Source organism: Chryseobacterium sediminis, from assembly GCF_008386505.1.
GTDB classification, from domain to species: Bacteria; Bacteroidota; Bacteroidia; order Flavobacteriales; family Weeksellaceae; genus Chryseobacterium; species Chryseobacterium sediminis.
On sequence record NZ_VUNZ01000007.1, the window covers coordinates 15,508 to 27,814 of the forward strand.

13 protein-coding genes are annotated in these 12,307 nt (G+C 35.8%); 3 read left to right on the forward strand and 10 right to left on the reverse strand.

All coding sequences use genetic code 11. From position 1 onward, the window contains the following. The first annotated feature begins 1 nt into the window (after position 1). Positions 2 to 745 carry a hypothetical protein gene (locus tag FW780_RS21680; RefSeq protein WP_149835669.1) on the forward strand — a complete coding sequence of 248 codons (744 nt, stop codon included), beginning with the start codon at positions 2 to 4 and terminating at the stop codon, positions 743 to 745. A 26-nt stretch (positions 746 to 771) separates the two neighbouring features. After that, positions 772 to 1,512 (forward strand): hypothetical protein, encoded by a 741-nt coding sequence (locus tag FW780_RS21685; protein ID WP_149835670.1) that lies wholly within the window; start codon positions 772 to 774, stop codon positions 1,510 to 1,512. A 167-nt stretch (positions 1,513 to 1,679) separates the two neighbouring features. On the opposite strand, the gene FW780_RS21690 is transcribed toward FW780_RS21685, so the two are convergent. From FW780_RS21690 to FW780_RS21700, 3 genes are read right to left on the reverse strand one after another with little or no spacing between them, the layout of a single operon-like run. After that, complete coding sequence (locus tag FW780_RS21690) at positions 1,680 to 2,939, reverse strand: DUF2851 family protein (RefSeq protein WP_149835671.1); 1,260 nt, start codon at positions 2,937 to 2,939, stop codon at positions 1,680 to 1,682. 28 nt (positions 2,940 to 2,967) lie between these two features. Beyond that, a complete protein-coding gene (bshA, locus tag FW780_RS21695; protein ID WP_047374001.1) occupies positions 2,968 to 4,116 on the reverse strand; it encodes an N-acetyl-alpha-D-glucosaminyl L-malate synthase BshA in 1,149 nt (382 codons plus the stop codon). Between the two features lie 26 nt (positions 4,117 to 4,142). Further along, the gene (locus FW780_RS21700; protein WP_149835672.1) at positions 4,143 to 5,846 is read right to left on the reverse strand and encodes a glycoside hydrolase family 3 protein; all 1,704 of its coding nucleotides are present in this window, start codon (positions 5,844 to 5,846) and stop codon (positions 4,143 to 4,145) included. Between the two features lie 116 nt (positions 5,847 to 5,962). Between FW780_RS21700 and FW780_RS21705 the strand changes: the two genes are divergently transcribed. Beyond that, positions 5,963 to 6,508, forward strand: coding sequence for a hypothetical protein (locus FW780_RS21705; RefSeq protein ID WP_149835673.1), 546 nt, complete (start codon positions 5,963 to 5,965; stop codon positions 6,506 to 6,508). Between the two features lie 270 nt (positions 6,509 to 6,778). Here FW780_RS21705 and ribA read toward each other — a convergent pair whose 3' ends face one another. The 7 genes from ribA to FW780_RS21740 all read right to left on the reverse strand — a co-directional run bounded on the left by ribA (position 6,779) and on the right by FW780_RS21740 (position 12,258). Next, positions 6,779 to 7,375 carry a GTP cyclohydrolase II gene (gene ribA / locus FW780_RS21710; protein WP_052198528.1) on the reverse strand — a complete coding sequence of 199 codons (597 nt, stop codon included), beginning with the start codon at positions 7,373 to 7,375 and terminating at the stop codon, positions 6,779 to 6,781. A 19-nt stretch (positions 7,376 to 7,394) separates the two neighbouring features. Then, positions 7,395 to 7,853 (reverse strand): hypothetical protein, encoded by a 459-nt coding sequence (locus FW780_RS21715; RefSeq protein WP_142719677.1) that lies wholly within the window; start codon positions 7,851 to 7,853, stop codon positions 7,395 to 7,397. Beyond that, a complete protein-coding gene (locus FW780_RS21720; RefSeq protein ID WP_047420296.1) occupies positions 7,850 to 8,464 on the reverse strand; it encodes a DUF4254 domain-containing protein in 615 nt (204 codons plus the stop codon). Before FW780_RS21720 ends, FW780_RS21715 begins: the two co-directional genes overlap by 4 nt. A gap of 15 nt (positions 8,465 to 8,479) precedes the next feature. Continuing rightward, positions 8,480 to 8,692 carry a twin-arginine translocase TatA/TatE family subunit gene (locus tag FW780_RS21725; RefSeq protein ID WP_047382882.1) on the reverse strand — a complete coding sequence of 71 codons (213 nt, stop codon included), beginning with the start codon at positions 8,690 to 8,692 and terminating at the stop codon, positions 8,480 to 8,482. Positions 8,693 to 8,723: 31 nt separating this feature from the next. Beyond that, positions 8,724 to 10,286: a peptidoglycan DD-metalloendopeptidase family protein gene (locus tag FW780_RS21730; RefSeq protein ID WP_149835674.1), complete on the reverse strand. Its 1,563-nt coding sequence runs from the start codon at positions 10,284 to 10,286 to the stop codon at positions 8,724 to 8,726. Continuing rightward, a complete protein-coding gene (locus FW780_RS21735; protein WP_149835675.1) occupies positions 10,283 to 11,134 on the reverse strand; it encodes a DUF4292 domain-containing protein in 852 nt (283 codons plus the stop codon). Before FW780_RS21735 ends, FW780_RS21730 begins: the two co-directional genes overlap by 4 nt. A 107-nt stretch (positions 11,135 to 11,241) precedes the next feature. Then, positions 11,242 to 12,258: a sugar phosphate nucleotidyltransferase gene (locus FW780_RS21740; protein ID WP_149835676.1), complete on the reverse strand. Its 1,017-nt coding sequence runs from the start codon at positions 12,256 to 12,258 to the stop codon at positions 11,242 to 11,244. Positions 12,259 to 12,307 lie beyond the last annotated feature (49 nt).

The following is a 12,307-nucleotide window of genomic DNA, read 5'->3' on the forward strand; positions in this document are numbered from 1 at the left end:
AATGACAATTAGAAAATTAACAAATACCTTATTTTTTATTTCCATACTATTCTCTTCATTTACTTTTGGACAGGTAGGAATTAATACATCAAATCCTCAAGGAACATTTCATGTAGACGGAGGTAAAAATAACAATCTTTCAGGAACTCCAACCGCCGGGCAACAAGCAGACGACTTCATAGTAGCACCTGATGGAAAAATAGGTATTGGTACTACGACACCGGCTGCCAAATTAGACTTGAAAGGAAATATGATTCTTGGTGCAGCTGATTTTGCTAATAATGCACCAGGTTATTCCTCAGTAATGAGAGATAATGCTACAGGAGAATTAAAAGTAGCTTCTTCCTCTTCAGGGAATTCATTTCCAATTAATTATGTGACTTTTCAGATCAATAATGTAAACAGGGATTGGATTAGTGATTATAATACAAATATTGATACGGCAAACTATACAGTTACCATAATCGGAAGCACATTTACTTCTAATAACGGAACAAAACAGTTGGTAATGTCTGATCCGAGCTATGGGGATTTTGGTCCTGCGAACATGTATGCTTTTCAAAATGCAGGTACGTGGAGGTTATTTGCCAATTATCCCGGAGCAACAACAATGAACGGAATAAATGGAAGTTGGACATTCTATTGCTTGGTCATTAACAACTCAATAGTGAAAAATCTGGGGACATCTTCTATTGATCTTGCCGGAGGAAAGACAGGATCAATTGCTATACCTGCCGGATTATAATATAATACAATTAAAAACATACAACAATGAAAAAAAATATAAAGACAAAAATCTTATTGCTCACATTTATTTCTCTTTCTTTATTTACTTTCGGGCAAGTGGGAATAAATACAGCAAATCCTCAAGGTACTTTCCATGTAGACGGAGCTAAGGATAATGCCGCTTCTGGAATACCTACGGCAGCCCAGCAGAGTAATGATTTTGTGATATTTTCTAATGGGAATACAGCAATAGGTACTACATCAATGTCTGCTGCAAAACTTAATATCAAAGGAAATATGATCTTAGGATCTGCAGCATTTACTAACGGAGCCAGAGGGTACTCAGTTGTGGTAAGGGATAATGTGACAGGAGAATTAAAAGTAATGTCAACCCCAACATCAGCTGCACCTATTGGTTATATGGTGTATCAGCTGGATAATGTAAATCAGGATTTTGTTGGTGATTTTAATACTAATATTGATACAACCAAATATACTCTTGCATTAATTGGAAGTTCCTTTGCTTCCAATGATGGCAATAATCAGCTAAAAATGTCTTTGCCAACCTCTGGTGATTTTGCTCCGTTAAATATCAATTCCTATAAAAGCGGAGGTACATGGCATATTTTTGCTGACTTTCCTTCAGCAGGAACCAATAATGCTTCTAATGGAAACTGGACAGTATACTGTTTGGTGATTAATAATTCTATAACAAAAGATCTGGGAACAATAACGACTGATCTTGGAGGTTCAGAAATAGGATCCGGTGTTGTACCAGGATTATAAGTAGCAAAAACGAACAACGAAATAAAAGGAAAATAGATGTTTTTTAATATTGATAGTTTAATAAATTTTATTCTCAAGCAAATCACCTAAAAGTTCCCGATTTATTTTTTAGGTCAAGAGCGATGCAGGTTAACCTGCATCGCTCGCTTTTTTAAGATGAAATCAATTCAATGAGATGTTAAGAGTTTTGATCCAATACTGCATTGCAAACAACTTTTCTCTTCACAGTAATTTTTGTAGTGGTAGATGAGACTTTGACTTTCCAAAGCATTAGCGATTTCCAATCCCAGTTTTTTCCAACTTGTAATGATGGTATTTTTTTCAGGAGAAACTGTTCTGTACAGTTCAATAACTTCATCTGTAATCTCTTCATGATGGTATCTGTGATAAGTATACTTTAAAGGAAGAACAGTATTTAAAATAAGAAGATCAATGAAATCCCTGCTCAATGTTTTAGGCTGTACTTTGGAAATACTCCCGAAATTAAAATGAAAATCCCAATACTCAGAGGCTTTTACAGGTTTAAAAATATCATAAAGCTGATCTGCATTTCCGGCTTCCATAATCTTAGAGAATAGATTCTGATGTTTGTAAAGGTCTGCCAGTTGAGACAATCGGATTGTAGGGAAATTGGGAGGTCTTAGCCTTAAAAATTTAGGATGAAACTTTAGATCTGAAATTGAGAATTTAGCTTTAATGAAATCAAATTCTCTTTTCCATATTTTCATCTGCCCGTCCTGTGGGTTCTCAAGCCATCCTGAAATTCCGAATAATAAAGCTTCAAGCTGAAGAGGATTTTGACGGATTTTATTAATAATACCGTAATCTACACTTTCAGCAATCTGCCGGAAAATATGAGCATTTACTTTTAATCCGAATGAATATGCAAAACTGTGAAATAAAACGGCTTCAAAATTATTTTTATAACGGGTTAAACTCTGTTCAAGTTCTTCAGATTTTTTGTCCAGTTTTTTCAGGATATTCTCTTCGTAGAAGTTGACAGGTACTTTTTTGGGATCAAAGATATTTTCACAGGGAATAAATTCATTTCCATTAATGAGCTTTTCATATTTCAAAATGATATTTTCATCAATATGATTTTTCAGTTCCAAAGTTGGAACATGTTTTCCGGTAAGCTCCTGAACTTCTATGTCATGTTGAAGTACAACATGCAGAATGATATTCTGATAATTGGGATCTTGGGAATGATTATGGAAAATCCAGTCTGAGGAACGTACATGGAGTTCTATATTTCCTGCGAGAAGTAAGTCGTTGATTTTGATTTTAGCATCCAGAAAATCAGGGCCGGCATTTTTATTCCATTTTCCGAAATGGATGATCTCAACGGAATTCCCTTCAATATCCTTGAAGTCAAAATTTTTGAAAATCTTATAGTTCCAAAGATATTGAAGCAGTTTTTCCGTCATAAGTGTGACGATAAATATAATGGAAATATTATACTTTCGTCAGCTTCTTATTAAAGTTTTCTATAGTCGTTCTATACATTTTCTCATAGATAGGAAGAATGTTTTTCAAATCGAATTTTATAGCCTGATCTTTCGCGTTTTGCTTCATTTTGGTTAAAAGTTCATCATTGCTCAACAGCTTGATGGTGTAGTTGCTCATAGCCTCCACATTTCCAATTTCAGCAAGATATCCTGTCTCCCCCTGAATATTCACTTCAGGAATTCCTCCTGCATTGGAACTGATTACCGGAGTATAAGCGGCCATTGCTTCCAAAGCAGCCAGACCGAAACTTTCCTGCTCGGAAGGCAGAAGAAAAACGTCTGAAAGCTGTAAGATTTTATACAGATCATTCACTTTTCCTAAAAGACGAATTTTGGAAATAAGATCCGGGTTTTCTTCCAGAAACTGATTGACCTTTTCCATATCAGGACCTTCACCAATGATGATAAGTTTAGATTTCACCTTTTTTTCCACATTCTTAAAGATCTGAAGTACTTCATCCACACGTTTTACAGGACGAAGGTTGGATACGTGGATCAGGATCTTTTCATCAGGATTGGCAAACTGTGTTCTCTGGCACTCAGAGCAGTCATCAAATTCAGAATTATCAATAAAATTGGTAATTACCTGAATTTCTTTTTTAATATTAAAAAACTGAAGGGTATCTTTTTTCAGACTTTCAGAAACCGATGTAATAGCATCTGACTGGTTGATTGAGAATTCTACCGCATGCTTATAACTTGGGTGCTGGCCTACAAGGGTAATGTCTGTACCGTGCAGAGTAGTCACCAGTGGAATATCATTATTGTCTTCCTGAAGCATCTGTTTTGCCGTAAAAGCTGCATACGCATACGGAATGGCATAATGTGCATGAAGAAGATCCAGTTTATAAAGATTAACAACCCTATAGATCATCGAGCTTAACGCAATATCATAAGGCTGATACTGGAAAAGCGGATAGGTCTGAACATTTACCCTGTGGAAGAAAATATTCGGGTTGGTGATGTCTAATCTTGCAGGAAGTGCAGAACTGATAAAATGTACTTCATATCCTTTATTGGCAAGAGACATTCCTAATTCTGTTGCTACAATTCCGCTTCCTCCATAGGTTGGATAGCAAAGTATGCCTATTTTCATTAGATTATTGTTGTTTTGATGTTGTATTATTTGGTATTTGCTGAGGTAACTGCATTAAGATCAATCCCCATTCCCGGTTTTAACTGATCATTAACCAATACCGGAAGTTTTCCCCATATTTTTGTTTTCCCGTTTAAAGCATCAGCTGCAGCATTCATAGAATCATCATTGTTTTCATAAGAAACAAGAACTGTTGAAACTTTTGAAATATCAATATCTTTTAATGCATAAGCACTTCCGAATACATTCAGGATTACATTTTGATTCCTGGTAAGATCAGAAAGTACCTGCTTAGATTCTGCTGAAACTTTATAAGGTTTGTAAGCCGTTGAATTATCTTTATGTAAGCCGACAATTACTGTTGATCCTGCTGGAATCGTATTTATTTCGCCCGCTTTTTTAATGATTACATTATTCCCTAATCTGTTGGCGAAAGTCTGATAAGGAGCTTCTTCCAAAGGAACATAGTACATCTGCTTTCCTGTAAGAGGAAGTAATTTCTTTTCATCCTTTAATAAAGTCAGTGCATTGGAATAAAGATTCTGTACCAATTGGATATGAGAATTATTATTTAAATCGCCATTGATGTTCTCCGGATTTTTTGGTGTGTATTGAGTGAGACCAAGGAAATATTTGGTTAGTAAGATTTTTTTCACACTTTCTTCTACTCTGGATTGAGGAATTTCTCCTTTATCAATGGCTTTCTGAATCAATTTTTTACCTTCAGAAACACCTTGTGAGAAAAGCATGATATCATTTCCTGCTTTAAAAGCCATAGCATCCAGTTCCCCTGGTTTATATTTATTGGCTACAGCACCCATATTTAGGGCATCTGTAATGATTAAACCTTTATAGCCTAGTTTATCTTTAAGTAATCCGGTAATAATATTTTTAGAAACGGAAGCTGGAATTCCTTTTCCTGATTCTAAACTCGGAACATATAAATGAGCAACCATTACCCCTCCGATTCCTTTATTCATCAACGCTTTGAAGGGGGCCAGTTCTATTGTGTTAAGTCTTTCCATTGAATGGGAAACCACAGGAAGATCAAGGTGTGAGTCTGTGCTGGTGTCTCCGTGTCCCGGGAAATGTTTAATGGCTGCTAAGATATTGTTATCCTGAAGACCATTAGAATAGGATAGGGCAGAGCTGATTACATTATCTACTTCAGAACCAAAACTTCTGTTACCAATGATAGGATTATTAGGGTTAGTGTTTACATCCACTACAGGAGCGAAATCCCAGTTGATTCCCATTCTGTGGCAATCCTCAGCAATTTTTGCGGCCATCTGATACACAAGGTTTTTATCCTGAATGGCGCCCAATGTCATTGCCCATGGAAATTTGTGAGCAGTGGCTATTCTCTGATACAGTCCCCATTCTGCATCCATACCAATCATCAAAGGCACTTTAGATTTTTGCTGAAATTCATTTACCAGATTGATTTCCCTTGCAGCATCATCCTGCATTAAGATCAGACCTCCTATTTTATCATTTGCAACAATTTTTCTTACCTGGCTGATATAGTCTTCACCTTTATTGGTGTAAAGTGCCACAATAAAAAGCTGTCCTAGTTTTTCATCCTGAGAAAGATTTTTATAGGTTTTGTCAACCCACTGGTGAGCCTTTTTCAAATCTTCCTTAGAAGCATTTTTTGGCTGATATTGGGCGTTCACCTTAGGACTTATCAATGCGACAATAAAGAGTGAAGTATATAATAATTTCTTCATGACTTTTTGAATAAGAACAAAAATACAATTAAAAAAATGAGGAAAACAAAGTTTTTGAGATTTTTGGTATATGATTTGAATACGCAATATAAATAATAACTAAACTTTAATAAGAAATGAAAAAAATACTTCTCTTTTTATTCCTGGGTACTGTGGGACTTACTGCTTACAGTTGTGATAATAACGATGATGTAGTACAGGGAACAGATTATGATACTATAAACCAATCGTTCGATATAAGCCCTAGTTTTACTAAGGTTGATGATAATTTGTACAGATGGACCGATGATTTCAACAGCCCATTAGTACAATCTGATATGGTCCTTATTTATATGCAGATTGGAACTGACGGAGGTTCTCCTATCTGGAAGCTTCTTCCCTATACTCGTTATGTAGGAAATGTAAATAATGATGCTGTGGATTATATTTTTGAATTCAGTAAATATGCTGCTACCATTAATATTAATTCTACTGCTACATTTAGTTTAACAGCTAATCCGTCATACTATCAGAATAAAAACTTCAGAGTACTTATTCTTCCTGCTAATGGATCAGGTACCGGTGGTGCAAAAATGGCAAAAGGTACTGCTGTAGATTACAACGATTACAAAAGTGTAATCAAATATTACAATATTGACGAGTCTAAAATCAAGACTAAATAATTTAGAATATCTTTTCAGTTTTTTATAATTAAAAAAGCTCCGGGAGAAATCTCGGGGCTTTTGATTTATGAATGACTGATTACAAATGATTTTATAGGATGCTGTAATTTTCGAGTATTATCTATGCATACAGTATATAAAGTTCAGATTGTTACATTAAATCCTTATGTGAGCGTTTTATACGTAAAATTTGTAGTCTGAATAATGACAGTTTCCTAAGGTCGAAAGTAAAAAACAAAAGCTTCAGAATTTCTGAAGCTTTTGTTTTATTTAGTTATCATTGTCATCCAGAAGATGTCCAAAGAAATCTTTTTTTGTTTGCAGATATCCTTTGCTTATTTCGTTTGCAGGAATCTGTAACGGTACTCTTGAATTAAGGTGAATATTGCTGTCTACAACATATTTTACCTTTTCAGGATTATTGGTCAGAAGATTGATATCTTTTACCTCCAGGAGATTAAGGATTTCAATGGCTACGCCAAAATTTCTGTCATCTGCGGGTAGTCCCAGTTCAAGATTGGCCTGTACGGTGTCCAACCCTTTTTCCTGCAGGGAATATGCCTTCAGCTTGTTGATGATCCCGATGTTTCTTCCTTCCTGACGAAGGTAGATGATAATTCCACCGTTTTCATGGATATATTTCATTGCAGCATCCAATTGTTGGCCGCATTCACATTTTTTTGAATGGAAAACTTCTCCGGTAATACATTCTGAGTGGAAACGAACATTGACTGGCTTTGAAAAATCTGTATTTTCAGCAACGATGGCCATGTGAGGCATCCAGTCATTTTCGTTTTCGGAGAAAGCTATCATTCGGAAAGTACCGTGTTCTGTAGGAACATTGGCTTCCGCCTGAATTTTAATCATTGATAAGTTCAATTAGTTTTTAACTTCCTGGCAAAGCATCTTCAATAACAGAGATATTGGTTTTTAAACGAACCAGATATCTGTTGAGAACTTCATCGTCATCTCTGTCAAGATTCTGTCTTAGCTTTTGAATTTTTTTGTATGATTTTTCAAAGCTTTTAAGGGCTCTGCTCTTACCGGCAGAATTACTGGCATCAATAGCATATAAATAATTCTGAAGGCTGTATTTCAAACTGGTAACCTCATCATTCAACCCATTGTTTTTAAACTTGGGAAAAGTGGAGATCATATTTGAAATTTCAGAAGCATTTACATTTTCTTTAACATTGATATTAAAATTCTTCTTTGAGCCTCTGTCGGAATCAGAACCTTTGGTATCACTATAAAAATTATTTGACAACGGGGAAAGATTTAGCTTTTCCGTTGCGCAGGAAGATGTTAATATGATAAGTACTCCAAGAAAAATTAGTCGTTTCATTTCTGTTGCCCTTTTTGATAAAGGATTGGGTTAAGACTTTCATCGTTATACATTTTCATTTGTTTGTATACTTTCATCTTAACGTTACCGTTCTCAATATCAGCAAGCAACTGATTAATAGAAGTTGACAGGTCCTCTTTCTGAGTAAGCAGAACATCCAGTTTAGCCTGGCAGTTGTTTCTGTGTTCTTCAGAAGCAGATTCTCTATTCGCTTCTAACGACATATGATAAACCTTTAATGCAAGAATTGATAATCTGTCTACTGCCCAAGCGGGAGTTTCTGTATTTATTTTTGCGTCAGATTTAGGAGTTATATTTTCAAACTTAGTAAGGAACCAGCTGTCAATATATTCTACCAGATCAGTTCTTTTCTGATTGGAAGCGTCTATTGTTCTCTTGAGTTGAAGAGCTTCAGCCGGATCAATATTTTCATCTCTAATTATATCTTCCAGATGCCATTGAACGGTATCAATCCAGTTCTTTGCATACAAAATCCGTTCCAAAGTATCTTTTTCGAACGGGTTATTAATTAGAGTGTTAACGTCATCAGACACGTGATAGTCTTCAATAGCTTGATTGAAGACTTTCCATGCAGTCTCAGTAAATTTCATTAATTCTAAGGAATTTTAGTTGCTTGGAGAATTATTATCGTTCGACGTGGTTTTTTTTTCAGAACCAGGTTTGTCTTCTTCTTTTACTGCATCTTTAAATTCCTTGATTCCTGAACCTACTCCTCTCATTAATTCCGGAATTTTCTTTCCTCCAAAAAGTAATACTAAAAGTATTGCTACGATAAGGATATGTTGCCAAGATAAGGCAAGTATTGTTAGTGTATTCATCTCTTAAAATTTTTGCAAAGTTACACTTTTTTTAATATGAAATCCAACCTAATGGATCAACTGGTGTACTTCCGTTCCATACTTGGAAATCAAGGGTATAAGCGCCATCAAAATCCTGTGCTATAGTACCTATTGCGGTTCCTGATGAAACCTGCTGTCCTTTGGAAACATTTGCATTGGATAAGTTGGAATAAATAGTAAAGTACCCTCCGTGTTTGATAATAACGGTTTTGGTACCATCACTGCTTGCTACAACTGAAGATACAGTTCCAGGGAATACAGATTTGGCACGTGTACCTGAAGGCACTGAAATTTTAATACCGGTATTGTCTTCAGAGATATTTTTGAAAACCGGGTGCTGCTGTCTTCCGAAACGGTGGGTGATTTGTCCGGCTCTGTCTGCAGGATAACCAAGTCTTCCTCTATTGTCTGCAAAGTTGTTTCCGGTAGCGGTAGAAACTCCGTAGCTTGTCATGGCCTTTGTTTCAGCAGCTTTTTTCTCTTCTTCTTTTCTCTTTGCTAGGGCAGCTTCTGCGGCTCTAGCAGCTGTTAATTTATCTGCAGCTTCTTTAGCTCTTGCATTGGCTTCGTCTGAAGCTTTTTTAGCGGCTATTCTTCTGGATTCGTCTCTTGCATTAGCTTCTGCTTTGGCAGCATCTTCACTACGTTTTCTTTCTTCTTCAGCTCTTTTTGCCGCCAGATCTGCAGCTCTCTTAGCTTCTGCTTCTGCAAGTCTTCTTTCTCTTTCCAGGGCTTCTGCTCTTGCCTTAGCTTCTGCTTCAATTCTTGCTTTTTCTCTTTCAGCGGCTAGTTTTGCTAAACGTATTTTTTCTGCTTCTGCTTTTCTTCTTGCTTCTTCTTCTGCTTTAGCAATTCTGATTTCTTCAGCAATAATGGCTCTGATCTGTCCTTCCAATGCTTTAGACTGAACTTGTTTTTGCTTAAGTTCAGCGGTCAGTTTGGTCTCGTTTTTCTTAAAGTCAGTTACCAATTGCTCTTTTTGGGCTCTTTCCGCATTGATCGTCGCCAAATCCTTCTGTTGGTTTACCAGAAGGTTCGCTTTCTCTTTTACAGAGTTTTGTCTTTGTGCAATTGTTTTCTTGATCAGGTTGGCTGCATTTGTAATTTCAGCTGCTTTTTTATCCTGATAATCTGAGTATTGTTTCAGGTATTGTACTCTACGTATACCTTCTCCTAAGTTTTTGGCAGAAAGAATAAAAGTTACTTTGTTCTGTACGCCTTTATTTTTATAAGCATTCACCAAAACCTCAGCATAGTTTTTTCTCAATACAGCCAGTTCTTTATTCTGACGGTTGATTTCCAGCTGACGTAAATAGATATCATCCTCAATGAATCTTTTTTCTTTCTGTGTATTATTATAGACCTTCTCTCTTAAAACCAGTTTTTGGTTCACGCTGGAAAGATAGGCTATAGAAAGCTTAGATTCACTTCTGGTTTTGGCTAAATCGGAATTTATTTGTGCAATTTGTTTTTTAAGTTCGGCATTCTGCTTCTGCAGCTGTTCTTTGTTCTGCTGTCCCTGGTGCAGTCCAAACATCAAAACACCTATTAAAAAGCTAAATTTTCTAATCATTTAATCTCAATTTTCTTATAACTGGATGGTACAGAATAAGGTGTTTCCATCCTCGAAAAGTCAAATTTCGTATTTTCCATTAAGATCTGACTAGATTTTGAGCCTTTTATAATTATTTTAACATTTTTTGGAAGGCGGATTCCTTCATATTCATTCCAGTCACTGTAAGAAACATCAAGTTCGTCTGAAGACAGAATATCTTTTAAATTGACGGACAATAAATCGTAATTAGTGTCGTATTGAAGAGCAATTTTATATTCTCTGTTTTTTTCATCCGTTGTAATTTTCTGATTGATATTAGAAACCATTTTGAAGCCTTGTGCATTCTGTGTCAGATCAAATTGTCTGTCATTTATTTTAACAAAAGTTCTTCCTAACAGGATTTTCTCCAAAGATTTATAATCAATGAAATTAACATTCAGTAAATTATTAAGATAATCAAAGTCGGAATCTATATAGGTTTTATTGATCTTATCCTGGCCTTTTATTCCTTCGGGAGTAGCAATACCTCTGGCTGCATTGATGAATAATGCTCTGAGATTCATCCACACCTTTTTATCATTTTCAATATAGACCGTAGCATCCAGAGTAGGGACATAATTTCCTGTTTCTACTCGAACTTTGCTGTCTATCTTAATCTGCTCAAATTTGGGTGGAATCAATACATGTTCATAAAAAGTGAGTTTGTCTCTCACCGGTTGGCTTACATCTTTTGGATCGCCGTTGTCTTTATCTGCTGTTGTAGCAATGCTGTCCCGTGTCTGATCCGTATCATTTTGAACTTTAGTACGGGTCTTACAGGATGATAAGACAAGAAGCAATAAAAGAAGGGGAATCCAGTTTTTCATGTATTTATCTTTAATTAAAAATACGGTGCAATATTAACGCCAAACCACACAAAACATTTTGTGTGGCCTGATGATATCTTGTTTAAATTAAATAATTTCTACTCTTTTTATTTAGATAGAAAATCTAAAACGGAATAATCTCCCAAAGAAATTTCTCTTGCTACTCCGAAATATTGCGCAGAATTACCAATCATAGAATTGGAAAGGTTTCCATGATTAATTCTGGTGTTTTCCTGAATAAGGGAGTTTTCAATATTAGAATTAACAATTGTTGTATTGTTTCCTAATGAAACTCCCGGGCCTACTTTTGAATTGGAGATTTTTACATTTTCACCAATGAAGCATGGCTGAATAATCAATGAATTTTCAATCACAGCAGAAGCTGGGTGATTCTTCATTTCTTCTCTTTCATATTCAAGGATTTTGCTGTTGGTTTCTACAGTGGCATTTTTGTTACCGCAGTCCATCCAGTCATTTACTTTTCCAAGGGTAAACTTTGCTCCTTTAGATCTAAGGTTTTCAAGGGCTGTTGTCAATTGATATTCACCTCCGTTTTTAATATCATTGTCCATGATATAATTGATCTCTTCCATCAGTTTTTCAGCACTGTTGAAATAATAGATACCGATGATGGCAAGATCTGAAACGTAAGTCGTTGGTTTTTCAACAAAATCTGTGATGAAACCATAATTGTCTAATTTTACAACTCCAAAAGCAGATGGATCTTCCACGCTTTTTACCCAGATCACTCCATCAGAATTTTTGTCTAATTGGAAGTCTGCACGGAAAAGGGTATCTGCAAAGGCAATAACGATATCTCCCTGCATAGATTCCTCAGCACATTTGATTGCATGAGCGGTACCAAGAGGGTCATTCTGATAATATATGCTTCCTTTTGCTCCCAGCTTTTCAGCAATCTGAATAAGGGATCTTTCGATCTCAGGACCAAAATCTCCGATGATAAATGCTACCTCTTCAATATTTTCTCCTGCAACTTTAGCAATATCTTCCACCAATCTCTGTACGATAGGTTTTCCTGCAATAGGAATAAGCGGTTTTGGAACTGTCAGTGTATGTGGACGTAATCTGGAACCACGTCCAGCCATAGGAACAATAATTTTCATAAATTATATAAAAAATTTTTTATAGTTATTTTAATAATATGGCTAAAGA

What these genes read in the sequence shown, in the direction of transcription:
- FW780_RS21715 (WP_142719677.1), bottom strand. Translation starts at nt 7,853, where the DNA reads ATGAAACGACTAATTTTTCTTGGAGTACTTATCATATTAACATCTTCC.
- FW780_RS21725 (WP_047382882.1), bottom strand. Translation starts at nt 8,692, where the DNA reads ATGAATACACTAACAATACTTGCCTTATCTTGGCAACATATCCTTATC.
- FW780_RS21690 (WP_149835671.1), bottom strand. Translation starts at nt 2,939, where the DNA reads ATGACGGAAAAACTGCTTCAATATCTTTGGAACTATAAGATTTTCAAA.
- FW780_RS21680 (WP_149835669.1), top strand. Translation starts at nt 2, where the DNA reads ATGACAATTAGAAAATTAACAAATACCTTATTTTTTATTTCCATACTA.
- FW780_RS21700 (WP_149835672.1), bottom strand. Translation starts at nt 5,846, where the DNA reads ATGAAGAAATTATTATATACTTCACTCTTTATTGTCGCATTGATAAGT.
- ribA (WP_052198528.1), bottom strand. Translation starts at nt 7,375, where the DNA reads ATGATTAAAATTCAGGCGGAAGCCAATGTTCCTACAGAACACGGTACT.
- bshA (WP_047374001.1), bottom strand. Translation starts at nt 4,116, where the DNA reads ATGAAAATAGGCATACTTTGCTATCCAACCTATGGAGGAAGCGGAATT.
- FW780_RS21730 (WP_149835674.1), bottom strand. Translation starts at nt 10,286, where the DNA reads ATGATTAGAAAATTTAGCTTTTTAATAGGTGTTTTGATGTTTGGACTG.
- FW780_RS21735 (WP_149835675.1), bottom strand. Translation starts at nt 11,134, where the DNA reads ATGAAAAACTGGATTCCCCTTCTTTTATTGCTTCTTGTCTTATCATCC.
- FW780_RS21740 (WP_149835676.1), bottom strand. Translation starts at nt 12,258, where the DNA reads ATGAAAATTATTGTTCCTATGGCTGGACGTGGTTCCAGATTACGTCCA.
- FW780_RS21720 (WP_047420296.1), bottom strand. Translation starts at nt 8,464, where the DNA reads ATGAAATTTACTGAGACTGCATGGAAAGTCTTCAATCAAGCTATTGAA.
- FW780_RS21705 (WP_149835673.1), top strand. Translation starts at nt 5,963, where the DNA reads ATGAAAAAAATACTTCTCTTTTTATTCCTGGGTACTGTGGGACTTACT.
- FW780_RS21685 (WP_149835670.1), top strand. Translation starts at nt 772, where the DNA reads ATGAAAAAAAATATAAAGACAAAAATCTTATTGCTCACATTTATTTCT.